Raw genomic sequence first — 19648 nt, forward strand, 5'->3', positions numbered from 1 at the left:
GCCGGAGCCGCCGCCCGCCTGCTGGAGCGCGGCCTGGAGCTTCTCCTCGTCCACCGGCATGACCGGGTCGACCACGCGGTGCTGCCCGAAGAGCGTGCCGACCACGGAGACCGGGTTGTAGTCGCTCTTGGCGGCCGCGCTCGCGGTGGCCTGGAAGTCGAACTGGAGACCGGCGTTGGCCGGGGTGAGCATGACCGTACGGCCGCCCACGGAGAGCTTCAGCGGCTTGGCGACCCGGGAGCCGAACACGTCGTCCAGCTTCTTGACCGCGTCGGCACGGGTGCGGGCGGGGCCAAGAACCCCGGCGGTTCCGGCGCCCCCGCGGGCGCGCCGGGCGCCCGCCCCGGTGCCCAGGGCACCGGGGGCGCGCCCGGTGGCAGCGGCGCCCGCCCCGGTGGCGTGGTCGGCTCCATGAGCGTGCCAGGGCGCACCTCGGGCAAGACGAACGGCGCGGGCCTGCCCGGCGCCACCGGCGGCCCCGTGGCCCCCGGGCACGGCGGCGGCACCGGCTCCTTCGACGTCACCGAGGCGCTGGCCGCGGGCCCGCTGGGCGGCGGCTCCCGGTCCTCCGACGCGGGCGGCGGCGAGCCGCGCCGTGACGATCTGCCGTACTTCTCGGAGAACGGCCCGGCGGGCGGCCAGGACCCCTTCGGCACCGCGGGCGCGGGCGGCGCGAACGGCGCCGGCGGCCAGGGCGGCCGGGGCGGCCCGCAGGGGCCCGCAGGGCCGACCGGCGGTCCGGTCACCGGCGACAGCCCGCTGCGGCCGGGCGCCGAGGGCCCCTACGGGCATCAGGGTGCCGGGCGCAGCGCCCTCACGGACATCGCCGACCTCGAAGGACCGGCCGGGGTGCCGGGCGCCGGGCTCGGCCCCGGGGGCGGGCTCAGCGACGACACCGCGATCCTCACCCCGCAGAAGCCGGCCCCCGAACCGGGCACGCCCGGCTACCGGGCCCCGGACAACGTCTCCGGACACACCGTCACCAGCGGTATCCCGGTGGTCCCTGGCGGCAGCGGCGGCCCGTTCGGCGTCGGCGGTCCCGGCGGCCTCGGGGCTCCGGCCGGTGGCCCCGGTGGTCCCGGTGGCCCGGCCGCTCCGGTGGCGCCGAAGCCCGAGCCGGCCGCGGCCGCGCCCAAGGCGGCGGCCAAGCCGAAGAAGAAGGGCCGCAGCAAGCTGGTCCTGCTCTGCGTCGGCCTGGTCGTGATCGCGGGCGGTGTCTACGGCGCCGGGCTGCTGATGAACCACACCGATGTGCCCAAGGGCACCACGGTGCTCGGCGTCGACATCGGCGGCGGCACCCGTGACGACGCGGTCAAGAAGCTGGACGACGTGTTCGGCTCCCGGGTCGCCAAGCCGCTGAAGCTCTCCGTGGGCGGCCGTACGGTCATGCTCACCCCGGCCAACGCCGGTCTCCAGTTCGACTTCCAGGCCACCGCGAGCGCGGCCGCCAAGAGCGACTACAACCCGGTCTCCGTGGTCGGCACGCTCTTCGGGCAGCACCGCGTGGTCGACCCGGTCATGCCGGTGGACGAGGAGAAGCTCCAGGCCGCGCTCCAGCAGGCGGGCGGCGGCTCCGGCTCGGGCGCGGTGGTCGACGGCGGCATCACCTTCCAGGCCGGCAAGGCCGTCGCCGTGCACGGCAAGGCGGGTACGGCCATCGACGCGGCCCGCTCGACCCGGGCGATCGAGCAGGCGTACCGCGCGGAGGTGGAGACGGGTGACTCCGCGGTGATCACCGTGCCCACCGCCAACCGGCAGCCCGCGGTCTCCGACGCCGAGGTCAGCCGCGAGATGAAGGAGTTCGCGGAGCCGGCCATGTCGGCTCCGGTCACCGTGCGCACCGACACGGGGCAGACGGTCATGTTCAGCCCGCAGAAGTCGCTGTGGAAGTTCCTCGGCGTGGCCGCGGTCAACGGCAAGCTGACCGACAAGCCGAACTACCCGGCCCTCAAGGAGCTCTACGGGCAGACCTTCGACGGTGTCCTGATCACCCGGGGCAACGGCAAGAAGACGCCGGTCACCCCCCAGGACGTCTATCTGGCCATGCGCCAGGCGCTGACCAGCACGACCAACCGGGTCGCGGTGATCAGCACGCACCCCAACTGAGGGGCGCCGACACGACTCTCAAGGGGCGCCCGGCAGGCCTGCCGGGCGCCCCTTGAGAGTCTTGCGGAGTACGACCCGTACGGGCACGGCCCCGGCGGACGCGACCGGGCGGACGCGACCCCTAGGGGTCGGTCACCCCTACCCCTATGACATCTGTCATCCGCCACCCAGGACCCCCGACACTGCCGGGCACCCGCCCCGTAACGGCACCATGGACGACATGACAACGACAGCGGTACCGGCCACCTCCACCACCGAGGTGGTCGGGTTCGACCAGGTGACCAAGACGTACGGGACGGTACGGGCCGTCGACGGGCTCTCGCTCCGGCTGCACCCGGGGGAGACCGTGGCCCTGCTCGGCCCGAACGGCGCGGGCAAGTCCACCACCCTGGATCTGCTCCTCGGCCTCAAGCAGCCCGACGCCGGCACGGTGTCCGTGTTCGGCACCAGCCCGCGCGAGGCGATCGTGGCCGGGCGGGTCGGGGCCATGCTGCAGAGCGGCGGCCTGATGGACGACGTCACGGTGGCCGAGCTGGTCAAGCTGTCCTGCTCCCTGCACCCGCGGCCCTACAAGGCCGCCGATGTGATGGCCCGCGCCGGCATCGCGCAGATCGCCGACCGCAAGGTCAACAAGCTCTCCGGCGGCCAGGCCCAGCGCGTCCGCTTCGCGCTCGCCACCGCGGGCGACAGCGATCTGATCATCCTGGACGAGCCGACCACCGGCATGGACGTCTCCGCCCGCCAGGCCTTCTGGGCCACCATGCGCGAGCAGGCCGACCAGGGCCGGGCGGTCCTGTTCGCCACGCACTACCTCGAAGAGGCCGACGCCATCGCCGACCGGGTCCTGGTGCTGCACCGCGGCCGCCTCCTCGCCGACGGCACCGCCGCCGAGATCAAGGCCCGCGCGGGCGCCCGCCGGATCGCCTTCGACCTGGAGGGCACCGTCGACGCGGCCGCCCTGCGCGCCCTGCCCTTCCTGACGGGCATCGACGTGTCCGGGCAGACCGTGCGCATCCAGTCCTCCGACGCCGACGCCACCGTGCACGCCCTGTACGGCCTCGGCCTCTACCCCCGCAATCTCGAGGTCGCCGGCCTCGGCCTGGAGCAGGCGTTCGTCGCCATCACGGAGGCCGAGGAGGCCAAGCAGTCGTGAACTCTCTGATCAAGCTCGAACTGACCCGCGCCCTGCGCAACAAGAAGTTCCTGTTCTTCTCGGTGCTCTACCCGGCGGTCCTCTTCCTGATCATCGCGGGCAACGCCGACAACGCCAAGATCGACGGCACCGGGCTGACCGTGGCCACGTACATGATGGTGTCCATGGCCTCCTTCGGCGCCCTGACCGCCGTGCTGATGGGCAACAGCGAGCGCATCGCCAAGGAGCGCGAGAGCGGCTGGGTACGGCAGCTGCGGCTGACCCCGCTGCCCGGGCGCGGCTACGTCCTCGCCAAGACCGCCAGCGCCGCCGTGGTGAGCCTGCCGTCGATCGTGGTGGTCTTCCTGGTCGCCGCGGCGGTCAAGGACGTACGGCTGGACGCCTGGCAGTGGCTCGCGCTCACCGGGATCATCTGGGCCGGCAGCCTGGTCTTCGCCGCGCTCGGCGTGGCCATCGGCTACCTCGCCTCCGGTGACGCGGTCCGCCCCATCACCATGATCGTGTACTTCGGTCTGTCGATCCTCGGCGGCCTGTGGATGCCCACGACCACGTTCCCGCAGTTCCTCCAGGACATCGCCAAGTGGCTGCCCACCCACGCGTACGCCGCGCTGGGCCGGGCCATCGAGCAGAGCCAGGCCCCGCACACCACGGACATCGCCGTCCTCGCCGTGTACTTCGTCCTCTTCGCGGGCGGCGCGGCCTGGCTGTACCGGAAGGACACGCTGAAGGCGTGAGCACCATGACGGAAGACCCGAAGGCGGCCGGGGGCCGGCCGGAGACACAGGTCCGGATCGGACAGGGCGTACAGGGGCGGCGCGAGCTGCTGGTGAAGGCGCTGTGGATCGCCGTCTGGCTGGTCTTCCTCAGCTCCCCGATCCAGGACCTGACCGGCGGCCGGCACACCACGGCCGGCACCGTGGCGGGCACGATCGGCCTCACCGTCTTCGTGTGCGCCTATCTCACCCTGGTCTTCCGGCAGATGGGCGCGCCCTTCGCGCCCCGGACGGTGGCCCTGCTGCTCGGCACCCTGCTGGTGCTCGCGCCCGCCCTGACCTACGGCCTGGGCACCCAGTGGAGCGGGCTGTTCGTCTACCTCTCGGTGGCCTGCGGGGCGACCCTGCCGCTGCGCCTGGCGTACTGGGCGATCCCCGGCTCCGCCGTCGTGATGTACCTGGTCGGACTGCGCTGGGGCGTCTACTCGGTCGACGACAACATGCTGATGGTCGTGCTCATCGGGTTCGCGATGGTCGGCGTGGGCCAACTGGTGCGCACCACGATCGAGTTGCGCAAGGCCCGGGCCACCGTCGCCCAGCTCGCCGCCAACGAGGAGCGGCTGCGCCTCGCCCGCGACCTGCACGATCTGCTGGGCCACTCGCTCTCCCTGATCACGCTCAAGAGCGAGCTGGCCGGGCGGATGCTGCCCGAGCACCCCGACAAGGCGGCCCAGCAGGTCAACGACATCGAACAGGTCAGCCGCCAGGCCCTGGTGGACGTCCGGGAGGCCGTCACCGGCTACCGGCGCCCCCGGCTCGCCGTCGAGCTGGCCGGCACCCAGGTGGCCCTCACGGCCGCGGGTGTCACCGCCGAACTGCCGCCCGAACCCGACCTCGCCGGGGTGCCCGAGGAGGCCGAGTCGGCGCTCGCCTGGGCGCTGCGCGAGGCGGTCACCAACGTGGTGCGGCACAGCGGCGCCGACCGGTGCGCCGTACGGCTCACCCACCGCCAGACGCTGGACGGCCTGATGCTCGAACTCGCCGTCGAGGACGACGGATCGGGCACCGGCAACGGCGGCTTCGGCAACGGTCTGACCGGGCTGACCGAACGCCTGGAGAAGGCCGGCGGAACGCTGGAGGCGGGCCGGGTCAAGCACGGCTTCCGGCTGGTCGCCCGCGTGCCCGTGGCGCACACCGGGGACGTAGGATCCGGGGCATGACGAGCACCATCAGGGTCCTGCTGGCCGAGGACCAGTCCATGGTCCGCGAGGCGCTGGCCGCGCTGCTCGGCCTGGAGGACGACATCGAGGTCGTCGCGCAGGTCGCGCGCGGGGACGAGGTGCTCGGCGCGGTCGCGGCGCACGACGTGGACGTGGCGCTGCTGGACATCGAGATGCCGGGCTGCACCGGCATCGAGGCCGCGGCCCGGGTCCACCGGGACTTCCCCCGGGTCAAGTTGGTGGTGCTGACCACCTTCGGGCGGCCCGGCTATCTGCGCAGCGCCATGGAGGCGGGCGCCGACGCCTTCCTCGTCAAGGACGCGCCCGCCGCCCAACTCGCCGCCGCCGTACGCAAGGTGCTCGCCGGGGAGCGGGTCATCGACCCCACGCTGGCCGCCGCCGCGCTCGCCGAGGGCGCGAACCCGCTCACCGAACGCGAGCGGGAGGTGCTGCGCGCCGCGGCCGACGGCTCCACCAACGCCGAACTGGCCAAGGCCCTGCACCTGTCCCAGGGCACGGTCCGCAACTACCTCTCCACCGCCATCCAGAAGCTCGCCGTCCGCAACCGGGCGGAGGCGGTGCGCACCGCGCGGGAGAAGGGCTGGCTGTAGAAGCAGCCGGTACGAGGGGCCGGAAGCCGCCGGTACGGCAGTTCAGTTGAGCTTGGACCGGGCGGTGCGGGCCTGGTGCCGTACCCGTTCGGCGGCCGGTTCGTCGACGACCTCGATCAGCTCGGCGTACGCGTCCAGTTCGTCCGCACCGGCCGTGAACTGACCGCGCTGCACCAGCAGTTGCCCGCGCTCGTAGCGCAGCCGCGCCGGGTGGGCCGGGATCAGCAGCGACAGCTCCACCGCGCGCAGCGCCACGTCCGAGCGCTCGGGGCGGGCCGCGGCCCACGCGCGGATGTTGTTCAGGATGCGCTGGACGACCTCCAGCGGCGGCGCGGGCTCCAGCATCCCGGGGTCCAGCGGGGCCCCGGTCGCGCCCACCACCAGCAGCTCGGCGTCCGGCCCGCTGAGCACCCGGCCGCCCTCGAACGGGTCGGCCAGCACCTGCTCCCCGGGCGCCCCGAACCCGACCACGAAGTGCCCCGGCAGCGCGACCCCGTACACCGGGGCCCCGGCCCGCCGGGCCACCTCCAGCCACACCACCGACAGCAGGATCGGCAGCCCGCGGCGGCGCCGCAGCACCTCGTGCAGCAGCGAGGACTCCAGGCGCTGGTAGTCGCCGGGGGTGCCGTGGAACTCGTAGCGTCCGCCGAGCAGCCGCCGTACCGCCTCGGCCCAGGCGCGCGGACCGCCGGGCCGGTACGGCAGCTCGCCCGCGAGCCGGTCCAGCTCCGCCTGCGCGGTGTCGATCCCGGCCTCGTCCAGCGAGCCGTCCGCCTCCGCGCCGATCAGCAGGCACAGCGCCGCCAGGTCCGGCCGCGGCGACTTGGCCTCCTCGGCGAACCGGGCCCGCACCTCGGCGGACCGCTCGGGCGGCGGCGGGTACGGGGGCGGCAGATACGGGTGGGACATGGCGGGTTCTCGCCCTTCCGGGAGCCGGGGGAATGTCTACGACGGGCCGTGTGCGGGCTGATCCTGCGGCTCCCGGAAGTGGTGGTAGGCGTGGTGCCGGGAGAAGCCCAGGCCCGTGTACAGGGCCCGCGCGGGCGCGTTGTCGCTCTCCACCTGGAGCCAGCCGGCCGAGGCGCCCTCGGCCAGTGCCCGGCGGGCGAGCGCGGCCATCACCTCGGTGGCCAGGCCCTGCCGCCGTCTGTCGGGGTCCACCTCGACGGCGGCGAAACCGGCCCAGCGCCCGTCCACGACACACCGGCCGATCGCCGCCGGGGCCCCGCCCGGCCCGCCCGGCACGGTGGCGAACCACACCGAGGGACCTGCCGAGAGCACCCGCAGGGCCACCTCGCTCACCCCCTTGCGCTGGTACCGCGCGAGCCACGCCTCGTCCGCCTCCCGGGCGAGGACCACGTCCGCGCCCTCGGGCCGGTCACCGAGCGGGGCCAGCGCACCGATCCACACCTCGGCGCTCACCTCCCGCACCCAGCCGCGCCGCTCCAGCTCCGCGCCGAGCAGCTCCTGCGTGCCCTCGGCGCCCGTCGCGGTCTGCACGTAGGCGGGCAGCCCGCGCTCGCCGTACCAGCGTCGTACGGCCGCGAGCGCCGCGTCGAGCGGACGGCCGGGATCACCCAGCGGCAGCACGCTGTTGGCGCGCCGTGTGTACCCTCCGGCGGCCCTCAGCTCCCACTCTCCGAGCCGCTCGCTCTCCACCGGGCGCCAGCCGCGCGAGGTGACCCGCGCCAGCTCCTCGTAGCCCGCCGCCGGACCCCTGCGGCGCGCCGGGGCGGCCGGTACGATCTTTCCCGCCACGAGCGAGCTTTCCGGAAACCGGACACTCGTCCCGCCGCGCTGTGTGATCATGAGCACGCCATGATCCCAAGATGTGAGAACGCCCACCGTGTCGGTGAACTTCTCCCGCGCCGCACCGGGTTCGCTCAACCGCCGTACGGAGACGCGTTTTCCCACGTCGGCGGGGGTGATTCGGACTTCCAGGCGCCCTTGTGCCGAGATTTCCACCGGTCAGTTCACCCCTCCTGTTCGGATCATGCTCCGGAACGGAGATACTAGGGGCGGGCATCGACGACGCCGCGCTCCCGCGCGCCAGGCGGCGGAGCCTGAGGAGGCCCGCCAGCGCCCTATCGAGGAGGAACGACAGCGTGACCTACGTCATCGCGCAGCCTTGTGTCGACGTCAAGGACAAGGCGTGCATCGAGGAGTGCCCGGTCGACTGCATCTACGAGGGCCAGCGGTCCTTGTACATCCACCCGGACGAATGCGTCGACTGTGGTGCCTGTGAGCCGGTCTGCCCGGTCGAGGCGATCTTCTACGAGGACGACACTCCCGAGGAGTGGAAGGACTACTACAAGGCGAACGTCGAGTTCTTCGACGAGCTGGGCTCGCCCGGCGGCGCCAGCAAGCTGGGGCTGATCGAGCGCGACCACCCCTTCGTCGCCGCGCTGCCGCCGCAGGGCGAGTGACCGTTTAGCGCCCAAGCGGCCCGCGAACGCGCCGCCTCGGTCCCGTACGGCCCCGATCGCCCTGATCACCGCCGCACGGGACCGAGGCGTTTGCCGCACCAGACGAAAGTGAGCCACTGATCGTGTCCGCAGTCTCCGACCGGCTTCCCACTTTTCCCTGGGACAAGCTGGAGCCGTACAAGAAGACGGCCGCGGCCCATCCGGACGGCATCGTCGACCTCTCCGTCGGCACCCCGGTCGACCCGGTCCCCGAGCTGGTCCAGAAGGCCCTGATCGACGCGGCCGACTCACCGGGCTATCCGACCGTCTGGGGCACGCCCGCGCTGCGGGACGCGATCTGCGGCTGGCTGGAGCGCCGGCTGGGCGCCCGCGAGGTCACCCACCGGCATGTGCTGCCGGTCGTCGGCTCCAAGGAGCTGGTGGCCTGGCTGCCGACCCAACTGGGCCTCGGCCCCGGCGACCGGGTGGCCTACCCGCGCCTCGCGTACCCGACGTACGAGGTCGGCGCGCGCCTCGCCCGCGCGGAGTACGAGACGTACGACGACCCGCGCGACCTCGACCCGGCCGGTCTGAAGCTGCTCTGGCTGAACTCCCCGTCCAACCCGACGGGCCAGGTGCTGGGCAAGGAAGAGCTGACGGAGATCGTCGCCTGGGCCCGCGCCCACGGCGTCCTGGTCGTCTCCGACGAGTGCTACCTGGAGCTGGGCTGGGAGGCCGACCCGGTCTCGGTGCTGCACCCGGACGTCAACGGCGGCTCCTACGACGGCATCGTGGCCGTCCACTCGCTCTCCAAGCGCTCCAACCTGGCCGGCTACCGCGCCGCCTTCATCGCGGGCGACCCGGCCGTCCTGGGCCCGCTTCTGGAGATCCGCAAGCACGGCGGCATGATGACCTCCGCGCCGACCCAGGCCGCCGTGGTGGCCGCGCTGGGCGACGACGCCCATGTCCACGAGCAGCGGGCCCGCTACGCCGCCCGTCGCGAGGCGCTGCGCTCGGCCCTGCTGTCCCACGGCTTCCGCATCGAGCACAGCGAGGCCAGCCTCTACCTGTGGGCCACCCGCGACGAGCCCTGCTGGACCACCGTCGCCCACCTGGCCGACCTGGGCGTCCTGGTCGCCCCCGGCGACTTCTACGGCCCGGCGGGCGACACCTTCGTGCGCGTGGCCCTGACGGCGACGGACGAACGGATCGCGGCGGCGGTCGCGCGACTGCGATAGGGGACCGCTACCGCCGTACGCCATTGCCGTGGGCAGACGTTCCGCAGGGCGGAACGGGTGGGCACGGCCGACAGCACCGGGCGCCGATCCGAGACCCTGGCCCCGGCCGACGCGGAACGCCGAACGGGGTCCAGGGGAGCATTCCCCTGGACCCCGTTCACCGGTCAGCCGTGGCTCAGGTGAGAGGCAGGCCCTGCATCGGCAGGTTGGCGGTCGGCAGGCCGCCCTTCGTGGCGCCGGCGGCCGCGTCGCCCAGGGCGTTGCCCGCGGCGCCGGCGACGCCGCCCGCGGCCTGCTGGGCCGCCGGAGCGGTCTTCTTCACGGCACCGCCGGCCGTCTTGCCCGCGGCCGGCACGGCCGTCTTCACGGCGTTGCCGCCCGCGTCGCCCGCCAGCGAGGTGACGTGCTCCGCGGCACCGTCGGCGGTGTCGCCGACGTGCGCCGCGTCCAGCGCGGTCAGACCGCCCAGGTTCGCGGTGGCCGGCAGGTTCGTGGCCGCACCGGCGGAGCCGGCCGCACCGACCCCGGCGGCCGCTCCCGCTGCGACAAGCAGCGCGGCACGGGCGATCCGGCGGGTCAGGGGGAGGGACATGATGCTCCATTCGACGGGAGAAGAACGATCTCTGTCGTCCGGACCCGGCACCGGGCTCGGACGCCATGACTACCGCTCGAAGCCCCCGAAGGTTGCGGACGCCCCAGGTAAAGAACCGATAACGCATCGCATTATCAGGTGGGGATAAAAACGGGCAAAGGGCGTCCGCGAGAACGCCCAGCAGAATCCTTCCGCCCCTTGAGCCGCAAGGGCTCCCGGCCGAGTTTCTCGACTCGCCCGTTTGGCCGCGTGTGAAACGCCGACGCCACCCGTCGGCGCGATGACCCGTACTACTGTCCGGTCACGATCCGGACAACGCCCACGGACTTCTCCGCCCCCGCGGCGCCCTGCGAACGCATCTGCTGCCACGCCCCGCCGTCGCTCCCGGCGGTCCACACTCGCCCGGCGTACGTCACCCGCTGGATGTGCAGCGCCGAGGAGTTGGCGACCGCCCAGTGCGCGAGCTGCCACCCCCGCTCCCGCTCGTCGCGCCCGCTCGCGTCCGTCCGCGTGCCGAGCGGCACCGGCACGGTCACCGTCCGCCCGCTCGCCGTCGCCGTCACGCTCGGCGAGGGGGACGGCGAGGGCACCGGGGTCCCGCCCACCTCCGCACCGGTCTCCTGGAGCGCGTCCCGCCCGAAGTCCCGTACCAGCGCGGCCCGTACCGCGTCCGGGCCGATCGCCTCGGCCGCCGGGTCGAAGCGCCCGTCACAGGTCAGCGTGGCCGCCGACTGCCCGGTCAGCGCGGCCGACAGCAGCTCGGCGTCCGGCTCGTGCTTGGCGTACGCCTCCGGGTAGCCGCTGCGCTGCACCTTCTGCGCGGCCACGGTGAGCGGCAGATCCGCGTAGTCGGGCACCTTCGCCAGATGGGCGTAGAAGATCCCGGCCGCGTACGTGGGGTCCATGATCTGCTGCGCGCTGCCCCAGCCCTGCGAGGGCCGCTGCTGGAACAGGCCGAGCGAATCCCGGTCGCCGTGCTCGATGTTGCGCAGCCCCGACTCCTGGAGCGCGGTGGCGAGCGCGATCGTCACGGCCCGCTCGGGCATGTTCCGGCCGGTGCCGACCGCGGCGATCGTCGCCGCGTTCGCCGCCTGCTCGGGCGTGAACTCGTACGACGTCCCGGCGCCGGTGGCCGAGACCACCTTGCAGCCGTGTGAACCGCCGCCTCCGGTGACGTACTGCACCACGAGGTAGGCGGCGACACCGCACAGGACCAACAGGGCCGCGGAGAACCGGAGAAGGCGGCCGCGGCGCTTGGGACGGGTGGGGGACGGCTGTGACACGCGTACAAGGTAGCGGAGCGACCGCCACCGCTCGGCAGCGGTCCGTCACCGCGCGCGCGAACGGGGTGTCCCGGGGTGGCGCGCTAGGGTCAAAGCCATGGCCGACACCTCGCTTGACCTCACGCTGGACGCCGCCACGCTGACCGCGCGGCTCGTGGACCTCGCCTCCGAGAGCGGCACCGAGAAGCCGCTCGCGGACGCCATCGAGACCGCGCTGCGCGCCCTGCCGCATCTGACGGTGGACCGCTACGGCAACAACGTGATCGCCCGTACGAACCTGGGCCGCGCCGAGCGGGTCGTCCTGGCCGGGCACATCGACACCGTGCCGATCGCGGACAACGTGCCCTCGCGCCTGGACGAGGACGGCGTGCTGTGGGGCTGCGGCACCTGCGACATGAAGTCGGGCGTGGCGGTCCAGCTGCGCATCGCGGCCACCGTCTTGGCCCCCAACCGCGATCTGACCTTCGTGTTCTACGACAACGAGGAGGTCGCGGCCCACCTCAACGGCCTGCGCCATGTCGCCGAGGCCCGTCCGGAGTGGCTGGCGGGCGATTTCGCGGTGCTCCTGGAGCCCTCCGACGGCGAGGTCGAGGGCGGCTGCCAGGGCACCCTGCGGATGCTGCTGCGCACGGAGGGCGAGCGGGCGCACTCCGCGCGCTCCTGGATGGGCGCCAACGCCATCCACGCGGCCGCGCCGATCCTGGCCCGCCTGGCCGCCTACGAGCCCCGCTACCCGGTGATCGACGGCCTGGAGTACCGCGAGGGCCTGAACGCCGTGCGCATCGGCGGTGGGGTCGCGGGCAATGTCATCCCCGACGAGTGCGTGGTCACCGTCAACTTCCGCTACGCCCCCGACCGCACCGAGGAGGAGGCGATCGCGCACGTCCGCGAGGTGTTCGCGGACTGCGGGGTGGCCGAGTTCGTGGTCGACGACCACAGCGGCGGCGCGCTGCCCGGCCTCTCCCACCCGGCCGCGGCCGCTTTCATCGAGGCGGTCGGCGGCATCCCGCGCCCCAAGTACGGCTGGACGGACGTCTCCCGCTTCGCCGCGCTCGGCATCCCCGCGGTCAACTACGGCCCCGGCAACCCGCACCTGGCGCACAAGCGGGACGAACGGGTGGAGACCGCCAAGATCCTCAAGGCCGAGGAACGGCTGGTGAACTGGCTCACCGCGTGACCCGCTCGCGGGTGGCGCCCGCCTGGCGGACATGAATATGTCCCCCCTGCTTAACCCGCGTAGATCTAGGCTGATGGCGAACCACCGGCAAGCGGAGGGAGCGCATATGCCTACCGGGAACCCCGAGGGCAAGAAGCAGCCGCCGGACGAGCAGCGGCTCGGTCCGGTCCTGCGGCGGCGGGGGCAGGTGACGCCGAGCACCACCGATCAGCGGCTGCTGGACGCGGGCGGCCCCTCCGACTGGGTGCACACCGATCCCTGGCGGGTGCTGCGCATCCAGTCGGAGTTCATCGAGGGCTTCGGCACACTGGCCGAACTCCCGCCCGCGATCAGCGTGTTCGGCTCGGCCCGCACCCCTGTGGACTCGCCGGAGTACGACGCCGGGGTGCGGCTCGGGCGCAGTCTCGCGGGGGCCGGCTGGGCGGTGATCACCGGCGGCGGTCCCGGCGCGATGGAGGCCGCCAACAAGGGCGCGTGCGAGGCGGGCGGCGTCTCGGTCGGGCTCGGCATCGAGCTGCCCTTCGAGCAGGGGCTGAACCCCTACGTCGACATCGGGCTGAACTTCCGGTACTTCTTTGTCCGGAAAATGATGTTTGTGAAGTATGCCCAGGGGTTCGTGGTGCTGCCCGGCGGCCTCGGCACCCTGGACGAGCTCTTCGAGGCACTGACCCTGGTGCAGACCCAGAAGGTCACCCGCTTCCCGATCGTCCTCTTCGGCAGCGAGTACTGGGGCGGCCTGGTCGACTGGCTCAAGAACACCCTGGTGGCCACCGGCAAGGCCATGGAGAAGGATCTCCTGCTCTTCCACGTCACGGACGAGGTGGACGAGGCGGTGGCCCTGGTCTCCAAGGAGGCCGCCCGCTAGGGCCTCCCGTTCGGATCAGGCCAGGCCGCGCCGGGCCACCGCAGGGGGGCGGTGGCCCGCGATGGCGGAGACCATGTCGAGGACCTGGCGGGTCTCGGCGACCTCATGGACCCGGTAGACCATCGCCCCGAGCCAGGAGGACACCGCCGTCGTCGCCAGCGTGCCGATCAGCCGCTCCTTGACCGGCCGGTCCAGCGTCTCCCCGACGAAGTCCTTGTTGGACAGCGACACCAGCACCGGCCAGCCCGCCGCGACCATCTCGTCCAGCCGCCGCGTCGCCTCCAGGCTGTGCCGGGTGTTCTTGCCGAAGTCGTGCCCGGGATCGATCAGCACCGACTCCCGGGGCACCCCGAGCGCCACCGCGCGCTCCGCGAGGCCCACGGTCACCTCCAGGACGTCCGCCATGACGTCGTCGTACGTCACCCGGTGCGGACGGGTGCGCGGCTCGGCGCCGCCCGCGTGGGTGCACACCAGCCCCACCCGGTGGCGCGCCGCGACCTCCGCGAGGCCCGGGTCCGCGCCGCCCCACGCGTCGTTCAGCAGATCGGCGCCCGCCGCGCACACCGCCTCGCCGACCTCGGCCCGCCAGGTGTCCACGCTGATCACCACGTCCGGGAACCGGCGCCGCACCTCGGCCACGAAGCCGACCGTGCGCCGCGCCTCCTCCTCGGCGGAGACCTCCTCGCCGGGGCCCGCCTTCACCCCGCCGATGTCGATGATCGCGGCGCCCTCGGCCACCGCCTGCTCGACCCGCGCCAGGGCCGGCTCGTCGCGGAACGTCGCCCCGCGGTCGTAGAAGGAGTCGGGAGTCCGGTTCACGATCGCCATGATCACTCGTTCGTGCGGTCCGAATTCCCGCCTGCCCAGCCTGAGCATCCGCTGTGACCTCTTCCTCGTACGTCCGGCACTGCGACCGCCAGTGACCCTAACTGTCGGATGCGCATGGCACGATCGGAGCTGACAGATTCCGCGTCCGGCACCGTGCCGGCACCCGAGCTGGGGGCCTCCAGACGATGGTGATGTTCCTGTTCCTGGTCATCGCACTGGCCGTCGTGGTCGCCGCGGTGACCCTCGCCGTGGTGGGCGGCGGCAATGAGAGCGGCCCGCTGCCCGAGGCCGCGCCCGAGCGGCTCCAGGACCCACTGCCCGCCGACCGGCCGGTGGGCCGCGAGGACGTGGAGAGCCTGCGTTTCCCGCTCGCCGTGCGCGGCTACCGCATGTCCGACGTCGACGACGCCCTCGGCCGCCTCGGCGCCGAACTCGCCGAGCGCGACGCCCGGATCGCGGGCCTGGAGTCCGCGCTGGCCGGCGCCCGCGCCGCCGCCACCCGCCCCACCCTCGACAAGTCCCGGCACCCGGAGGACCAGCAGTGACCGCCGCCATCGTGGGCCCGGACGGCGCGCCGCGCTGCCCCTGGGCCCTGTCCACCGACGACTACGTGGCGTACCACGACGAGGAGTGGGGCCGCCCGGTCCACGGCGACGACGCCCTCTTCGAGCGGCTCTGCCTGGAGGCGTTCCAGTCCGGCCTGTCCTGGATCACCATCCTGCGCCGCCGGCCGGGCTTCCGTACCGCCTTCGCGGGCTTCCGCATCGAGAAGGTGGCCGCCTTCACCGACGAGGACCGCGAGCGCCTGCTGGCCGACCCGGGCATCATCCGCAACCGCGCCAAGATCGACGCCACCCTCGCCAACGCCCGTGTCCTCGCCGACTGGGCGGCCGGCGACCTGGACGAGCTGATCTGGTCCCACGCCCCCGACCCGGCCGGCCGCCCGGCCCCCAGGACTCTGGCGGACGTACCGGCGGTGACCCCGCAATCCACCGCCCTGTCCAAGGGGTTGAAGAAGCGGGGCCTGAAGTTCGTCGGCCCGACCACGGCGTACGCCCTGATGCAGGCGTGCGGTCTGGTGAACGACCACCTGGAGACGTGCGTGGCGAGGAACAAGGGCTGAGGAACAACGGCTGAGGAGCAGCGGCCAAGGACCAGCGATCAGGGGCGCGTCACCGCCCCAGGTACTTGGGCTTCTCCTTGTTCACGAACGCCTGCACCGCGATCAGGTGGTCCTCGGACTGCCCGGCCCGCGTCTGGAGTTCGTCCTCCTTGTGGAGCGTCTCCTCCAGGGAGTGCGTCAGCCCGAAGGCCACCGCCTCCTTGATCGCCGCGTAGGCGACCGTCGGCCCCGAGGCCAGCTTGCGCGCCACCTTCTCGGCCTCGGCCCGCAGCTCGGCCGCGGGCACCACCCGGTTGGCGATCCCCAGCTCCAGCGCGTCCTGCGCGCCGATGCTGCGCGGGAACAGCAGCAGGTCCTGCGCGCGGCTCGGCCCGACCACCCGCGGCAGGGTCCAGGAGATCCCGGAGTCCCCGGTCAGCGCGACACCCACGAACGAGCTGTTGAAGGACGCGGTGTCGGCGACGATCCGGTAGTCCGCCGCGAGCGCGAACCCGAAGCCCGCCCCCGCCGCGACGCCGTTCACCGCGGCGACCACCGGCTTGGCCGCCCCCGCCAGCGCCCGCACGATCGGGTTGTAGTGCTCGCCGACCGTGCTCATCGTCTGCTCGGACCCGGTTTCCCGGTCCTGCGCCAGCAGCCCGATGTGCTCCTTGAGGTCCTGGCCCACACAGAACGCCCGGTCCCCGGCGGCGGTCAGCAGGATCGCCCGTACGGCCGTGTCACGGGCCGCTTCCTCGGCCGCCTCGCGCAGCGCGACCTTGGTCGTCACGTTCAGCGCGTTCATCGCCTCGGGGCGGTTCAGCGTGATCGTCGCGAGCCCGTCGCTCACCTCGTAGAGCACGGTGTCGGCCATGGCGCATCCCCTCCGGTTCGCGGTGGTGACGTACCGCTCGGTACGTCCCTGTCCGATCACAGCATGTCGGAGATCACCGGCCAAGGGCCCGCCGGCGGGTGTGAGCTGCGTCAAAGAAAACCGGGCCCCGGGTGGCCGAAGGCCGTCCGTGCGGTGGCGCAGTATCGCAGCCACATCCCCGAATTGAGTGGTTTTGCTCGCGCGCGTTGCCCAAGCGATGCCGACCGATGTTGGTCATCGGGTCCTGAGATGCGGGATAATGGCTTAGAAGCAATCTGTTCGATGCCGGTGTCGCGTGTCCGGTTCGGTCCCGCGGGTGCCCGCCGGGTGCCAACGGCAGACGATGAGCTGGTTTCAGGAAGGGGAACGAGCATGGCGGCCATGAAGCCGCGGACGGGCGATGGTCCGCTCGAGGTGACCAAGGAGGGGCGGGGCATCGTCATGCGCGTTCCGCTCGAAGGCGGCGGTCGACTCGTCGTCGAGCTGACCCCTGACGAGGCCGAGGCGCTCGGCGACGCGCTCAAGAAGGTCGTCGTCTGACGCGCGCGCGAGTCAGTCCTTGCGGCTGCCCCGGCATCGTACGCGGTGCCGGGGCAGCCGCGTTCCCGGGCAGCGTACGCCCGCCGGGGCCCGCCGGGGCGGCACCCCGCACCGCCGTCACCGCCTGACGGCGCACAGCAGCCCGTCGCCGACCGGCAGCAGCGAGGGGACCAGCTCCTGGCTCTCGCGCACCGTGCGCAGCAGCTCCCGCAGCCGCAGCACCTCCGAGGGCTGCGGTCCCGAGTCGACGGTGCGCCCGCTCGCGAAGACGCCCTCGAAGACCACCAGGCCGCCGGCCCGCAGCAGCCGCAGCGACTCGGCGAGATAGTCCGGGTACTCCTGCCGGTCCCCGTCGCAGAACACCAGGTCGTAGCCCGCGTCCGCGAGCCGGGGCAGCACCTCCAGGGCGCGGCCGGGGATGAAGCGGGCCCGGTTGCTGGCGAAGCCGCAGGCACGGAACGCCTGCCGGGCGAACTGCTGGTGCTCCGGCTCCGGATCGACCGTGGTCAGCACGCCGTCCGGGCGCATGCCGTGCAGCAGATGGATTCCGGACACCCCGCAGCCCGTGCCGATCTCCGCGACCGCCTTCGCGTCCACGGAGGCGGCGAGCAGGCGCAGCGCGGAACCCGTGCCGGGCGACACCGAGCGCAGTCCTGCGTCGAGGGCGCGGTCGCGGGCCCACAGCAGTGCTTCGTCCTCGGCGGCAAAGGCGTCGGCGAAAGCCGAGCTCGTCTGCCTGTTGCCGGTAATGACCCTCTCCTGTCGTCCCCATGGATGCCTCGGCGTGACTGTATCCGTTGGCGTCGGGAACCCGCAGATGGGACCGGGCGTTTATAGGGAAGAGACAGTGGTGGGGACGCTTCGGGGGGCGAGAGGTGGAGCAGGGCACCGCACAACTGCTGACGGAGCGGCACGAGCCGCATCAGCAAGTATCAAATTCTCGTAAAAACGCTTATCCGGAGCTAACGGGCGAGGTGGCTATGGTAGGGGCTCCACTGGACACCACCAGAGCCGACAGGGGAGGTGCGGCCGCGCCCGAGGACCGGGGTGGAGTGCTACGGCGCTTCCTCGGATCGGCGGGCAGGCCGAAATCCGTGACCGACACCGCTGCTGACAGCCACGCACCCGGAACCGCCGGGCGCGAAACCCAGACCGCGACCTTCACCAGTGACGCGGACGGGCAGGCATGGACTCCGCCCACCTGGGACGAGATCGTCAGCACCCACAGCGCCCGCGTCTACCGCCTGGCCTACCGCCTCACCGGCAACCAGCACGACGCCGAGGATCTCACCCAGGAAGTCTTCGTCCGCGTCTTCCGCTCCCTGTCGACGTACTCGCCGGGCACCTTCGAGGGCTGGCTGCACCGCATCACCACGAACCTGTTCCTGGACATGGTCCGGCGCAAGCAGCGCATCCGCTTCGACGCCCTCGGCGAGGACGCGGCCGAGCGCCTGGCCAGCCGTGAACCCACCCCGCAGCAGCTCTTCAACGACGCGCACTTCGACGCCGACGTCCAGCAGGCCCTGGACACCCTGGCGCCGGAGTTCCGCGCCGCCGTCGTCCTGTGCGACATCGAGGGGCTGTCGTACGAGGAGATCGCCGCGACTCTCGGCGTGAAGCTCGGCACCGTCCGCTCCCGTATCCACCGCGGTCGCTCCCAGCTGCGCAAGGCGCTCGCGCACCGCTCCCCGGAGGCCCGCGCGGCCGAGCGACGCTCCTTCATGACCCGGGTCCCCGCACTGGGAGGAGGGGGCGCGACGGCGTGAGCGGATCACGGCAGAAACCGGTCGAGGCGTACCTCGCCGAGCAGCATCTGGGAGACCGGCTCTCCGCCCTGGTGGACGGAGAGCTCGGTCATGACACGCGGGAACGCGTCCTCGCCCACCTGGCCACCTGCGCCCGCTGCAAGGCGGAGGCGGACGCCCAGCGCGCGCTGAAGAGCGTGTTCGCGACTGCGGCCCCACCCCCGCCCTCCGCGAGCCTGCTGGCCCGCCTCCAGGGCCTCCCCGGGGGCGGTGACGGCGACGCCGACACCCCGCCCGGCGGACTGTTCGGCCATGACCCCGAGACCCGGGCCCCCGGCGACCCGGGCACCTTCGGCCTGCGCCGCGGCTTCTCCTTCGGCTATGTCCCGGCCCGCCCGGGGGGTTCCGGCCCCGAGCGGACCGGTTTCCACGAGGAGACCGGCTTCGGCGGCCCGGGCGGCCCGTTCGGCGAGCGCGGCTTCCGCGTCCATCCCGTCGGCCGCCCGGAGGACGGCCGCTCCGCCTCCCGCGGGCTGCGCTTCGCCTTCGCCGCCGCCGGCGCGGTGTCGTTGGCCGCGGTCGCCCTCGGCGGCGTGACCACCGCCATCCCCGGCTACCCGGCCGCGGACGCCCGGGGCTCCGGCAGCAATGTGATCCCGGCCCGCACCACGGGCACCGGCGGCACCGGCGCCACCACCTCCGCCGACGCCCAGCGCCGTCGGCAGGGCCCGCTCACGGCCCTGGGCGGCGGGGCACCGCTGGGGCGTACGGCACCGCCGACGGCCGCCGTGACCGCGCCCCTGGTGCCGGGCGCGTCGGACATCGCGGCCGGGCAGCCCCAGGACACCGGCGGCCGGCCCACCGGACCGCTGATGACGGGCGTGAACGCCGTGACCCCGCTGATACGCCCGCTGGACAAGGCCCTGGATCTTCAGCTGGGCAAGTGGTCCACGGCGCCCATGGTGCCGGGCATGCTGTCCGACAGCGGCCCCGATCCGGCCCCGCACAACCCCATCCGCCCCGCGGCGTCCGCCACCCCGCAGGCGTCGCCCCTGGTGGCTCCGGCGACGCCCCGCAGGACGCCCTGACCCCGGTGCCGCGACGGGCCCTGCGCCGGGGCCCGCGACCTGGTTGAATCCGGGCAGGTAGTCGAGGTTCCGGGGCCGCCGCCGAAGCGCGGGGCCACGGGTCAGCTT

General features: G+C 73.1%; 20 protein-coding genes and 2 pseudogenes. 14 read left to right on the plus strand and 8 right to left on the minus strand.

Translation table 11 applies throughout. The features are described 5' to 3' along the window. Positions 1 to 282 (minus strand): annotated as a pseudogene (locus CCN72_RS00275) (hypothetical protein); the annotation flags it as partial. Between CCN72_RS00275 and CCN72_RS00280 the strand changes: the two are divergent. The 5 genes and pseudogenes from CCN72_RS00280 to CCN72_RS00300 form a co-directional block, all read left to right on the plus strand. Continuing rightward, positions 274 to 2106, plus strand: a pseudogene (locus CCN72_RS00280) (hypothetical protein); the annotation flags it as partial. The pseudogenes CCN72_RS00275 and CCN72_RS00280 overlap by 9 nt on opposite strands. Before the next feature lie 220 nt (positions 2107 to 2326). Next, positions 2327 to 3259: an ABC transporter ATP-binding protein gene (locus CCN72_RS00285; RefSeq protein WP_172427623.1), complete on the plus strand. Its 933-nt coding sequence runs from the start codon at positions 2327 to 2329 to the stop codon at positions 3257 to 3259. Next, positions 3256 to 3993 (plus strand): ABC transporter permease, encoded by a 738-nt coding sequence (locus tag CCN72_RS00290; RefSeq protein ID WP_086805816.1) that lies wholly within the window; start codon positions 3256 to 3258, stop codon positions 3991 to 3993. Before CCN72_RS00285 ends, CCN72_RS00290 begins: the two co-directional genes overlap by 4 nt. Before the next feature lie 5 nt (positions 3994 to 3998). Beyond that, positions 3999 to 5192, plus strand: coding sequence for a sensor histidine kinase (locus CCN72_RS00295; RefSeq protein ID WP_086805836.1), 1194 nt, complete (start codon positions 3999 to 4001; stop codon positions 5190 to 5192). After that, a complete protein-coding gene (locus CCN72_RS00300) occupies positions 5189 to 5803 on the plus strand; it encodes a response regulator transcription factor (RefSeq protein WP_085566394.1) in 615 nt (204 codons plus the stop codon). The genes CCN72_RS00295 and CCN72_RS00300 overlap by 4 nt, the downstream gene beginning before the upstream one ends. Positions 5804 to 5845: 42 nt before the next feature. Here CCN72_RS00300 and CCN72_RS00305 read toward each other — a convergent pair whose 3' ends face one another. After that, positions 5846 to 6712 carry a SirB1 family protein gene (locus CCN72_RS00305; RefSeq protein WP_086805817.1) on the minus strand — a complete coding sequence of 289 codons (867 nt, stop codon included), beginning with the start codon at positions 6710 to 6712 and terminating at the stop codon, positions 5846 to 5848. Between the two features lie 36 nt (positions 6713 to 6748). Continuing rightward, positions 6749 to 7768 (minus strand): GNAT family N-acetyltransferase, encoded by a 1020-nt coding sequence (locus CCN72_RS00310; protein WP_086805818.1) that lies wholly within the window; start codon positions 7766 to 7768, stop codon positions 6749 to 6751. 140 nt (positions 7769 to 7908) lie between these two features. Here CCN72_RS00310 and fdxA point away from each other — a divergent pair, with 140 nt between their 5' ends. Together fdxA and CCN72_RS00320 are read left to right on the plus strand one after the other, a co-directional pair. After that, positions 7909 to 8229 (plus strand): ferredoxin, encoded by a 321-nt coding sequence (gene fdxA, locus CCN72_RS00315; protein WP_030746389.1) that lies wholly within the window; start codon positions 7909 to 7911, stop codon positions 8227 to 8229. 122 nt (positions 8230 to 8351) lie between these two features. Then, entirely contained in the window at positions 8352 to 9446 is a 1095-nt protein-coding gene (locus CCN72_RS00320; RefSeq protein WP_086805819.1) for a bifunctional succinyldiaminopimelate transaminase/glutamate-prephenate aminotransferase, read from the plus strand. A 175-nt stretch (positions 9447 to 9621) separates the two neighbouring features. Here CCN72_RS00320 and CCN72_RS00325 read toward each other — a convergent pair whose 3' ends face one another. Further along, on the minus strand, positions 9622 to 10038 hold the full coding sequence (locus tag CCN72_RS00325) for an ATP-binding protein (protein ID WP_085566398.1): 417 nt from the start codon (positions 10036 to 10038) through the stop codon (positions 9622 to 9624). 290 nt (positions 10039 to 10328) lie between these two features. After that, entirely contained in the window at positions 10329 to 11321 is a 993-nt protein-coding gene (locus CCN72_RS00330; RefSeq protein WP_208637880.1) for a VldE C-terminal domain-containing protein, read from the minus strand. Between the two features lie 97 nt (positions 11322 to 11418). On the opposite strand from CCN72_RS00330, the gene dapE reads away from it, so the two are divergent. Then, complete coding sequence (dapE, locus tag CCN72_RS00335) at positions 11419 to 12498, plus strand: succinyl-diaminopimelate desuccinylase (protein ID WP_086805820.1); 1080 nt, start codon at positions 11419 to 11421, stop codon at positions 12496 to 12498. A gap of 106 nt (positions 12499 to 12604) precedes the next feature. Next, on the plus strand, positions 12605 to 13363 hold the full coding sequence (locus CCN72_RS00340; RefSeq protein WP_085566400.1) for an LOG family protein: 759 nt from the start codon (positions 12605 to 12607) through the stop codon (positions 13361 to 13363). A 15-nt stretch (positions 13364 to 13378) separates the two neighbouring features. On the opposite strand, the gene folP is transcribed toward CCN72_RS00340, so the two are convergent. Then, a complete protein-coding gene (gene folP / locus CCN72_RS00345) occupies positions 13379 to 14239 on the minus strand; it encodes a dihydropteroate synthase (RefSeq protein ID WP_086805821.1) in 861 nt (286 codons plus the stop codon). Positions 14240 to 14376: 137 nt separating this feature from the next. On the opposite strand from folP, the gene CCN72_RS00350 reads away from it, so the two are divergent. Further along, positions 14377 to 14736, plus strand: coding sequence for a DivIVA domain-containing protein (locus CCN72_RS00350; RefSeq protein WP_037659991.1), 360 nt, complete (start codon positions 14377 to 14379; stop codon positions 14734 to 14736). Then, a complete protein-coding gene (locus tag CCN72_RS00355) occupies positions 14733 to 15314 on the plus strand; it encodes a DNA-3-methyladenine glycosylase I (RefSeq protein WP_086805822.1) in 582 nt (193 codons plus the stop codon). The genes CCN72_RS00350 and CCN72_RS00355 overlap by 4 nt, the downstream gene beginning before the upstream one ends. Positions 15315 to 15363: 49 nt before the next feature. On the opposite strand, the gene chcB is transcribed toward CCN72_RS00355, so the two are convergent. Continuing rightward, positions 15364 to 16167: a 2-cyclohexenylcarbonyl CoA isomerase gene (gene chcB / locus CCN72_RS00360; RefSeq protein WP_086805823.1), complete on the minus strand. Its 804-nt coding sequence runs from the start codon at positions 16165 to 16167 to the stop codon at positions 15364 to 15366. A 372-nt stretch (positions 16168 to 16539) separates the two neighbouring features. Between chcB and CCN72_RS00365 the strand changes: the two genes are divergently transcribed. Continuing rightward, complete coding sequence (locus tag CCN72_RS00365) at positions 16540 to 16707, plus strand: DUF3117 domain-containing protein (protein WP_018544333.1); 168 nt, start codon at positions 16540 to 16542, stop codon at positions 16705 to 16707. 117 nt (positions 16708 to 16824) lie between these two features. Here CCN72_RS00365 and CCN72_RS00370 read toward each other — a convergent pair whose 3' ends face one another. After that, a complete protein-coding gene (locus tag CCN72_RS00370) occupies positions 16825 to 17526 on the minus strand; it encodes an O-methyltransferase (RefSeq protein ID WP_232988525.1) in 702 nt (233 codons plus the stop codon). 233 nt (positions 17527 to 17759) lie between these two features. On the opposite strand from CCN72_RS00370, the gene sigE reads away from it, so the two are divergent. Continuing rightward, positions 17760 to 18473 (plus strand): RNA polymerase sigma factor SigE, encoded by a 714-nt coding sequence (sigE, locus tag CCN72_RS00375; RefSeq protein WP_078967560.1) that lies wholly within the window; start codon positions 17760 to 17762, stop codon positions 18471 to 18473. After that, entirely contained in the window at positions 18470 to 19540 is a 1071-nt protein-coding gene (locus tag CCN72_RS00380) for a zf-HC2 domain-containing protein (protein ID WP_086805824.1), read from the plus strand. Before sigE ends, CCN72_RS00380 begins: the two co-directional genes overlap by 4 nt. Positions 19541 to 19648 lie beyond the last annotated feature (108 nt).

This window comes from Streptomyces murinus (assembly GCF_002154555.1).
In the GTDB taxonomy this organism is placed as follows: domain Bacteria; phylum Actinomycetota; class Actinomycetes; order Streptomycetales; family Streptomycetaceae; genus Streptomyces; species Streptomyces murinus.

Excerpts from the sequence above, each read along its gene's own strand:
- CCN72_RS00285 (WP_172427623.1), top strand. The coding sequence starts at position 2,327 with ATGACAACGACAGCGGTACCGGCCACCTCCACCACCGAGGTGGTCGGG.
- CCN72_RS00295 (WP_086805836.1), top strand. The coding sequence starts at position 3,999 with ATGACGGAAGACCCGAAGGCGGCCGGGGGCCGGCCGGAGACACAGGTC.
- CCN72_RS00300 (WP_085566394.1), top strand. The coding sequence starts at position 5,189 with ATGACGAGCACCATCAGGGTCCTGCTGGCCGAGGACCAGTCCATGGTC.
- CCN72_RS00305 (WP_086805817.1), bottom strand. The coding sequence starts at position 6,712 with ATGTCCCACCCGTATCTGCCGCCCCCGTACCCGCCGCCGCCCGAGCGG.
- CCN72_RS00325 (WP_085566398.1), bottom strand. The coding sequence starts at position 10,038 with ATGTCCCTCCCCCTGACCCGCCGGATCGCCCGTGCCGCGCTGCTTGTC.
- dapE (WP_086805820.1), top strand. The coding sequence starts at position 11,419 with ATGGCCGACACCTCGCTTGACCTCACGCTGGACGCCGCCACGCTGACC.
- CCN72_RS00340 (WP_085566400.1), top strand. The coding sequence starts at position 12,605 with ATGCCTACCGGGAACCCCGAGGGCAAGAAGCAGCCGCCGGACGAGCAG.
- folP (WP_086805821.1), bottom strand. The coding sequence starts at position 14,239 with ATGCTCAGGCTGGGCAGGCGGGAATTCGGACCGCACGAACGAGTGATC.
- CCN72_RS00350 (WP_037659991.1), top strand. The coding sequence starts at position 14,377 with ATGGTGATGTTCCTGTTCCTGGTCATCGCACTGGCCGTCGTGGTCGCC.
- chcB (WP_086805823.1), bottom strand. The coding sequence starts at position 16,167 with ATGGCCGACACCGTGCTCTACGAGGTGAGCGACGGGCTCGCGACGATC.
- CCN72_RS00365 (WP_018544333.1), top strand. The coding sequence starts at position 16,540 with ATGGCGGCCATGAAGCCGCGGACGGGCGATGGTCCGCTCGAGGTGACC.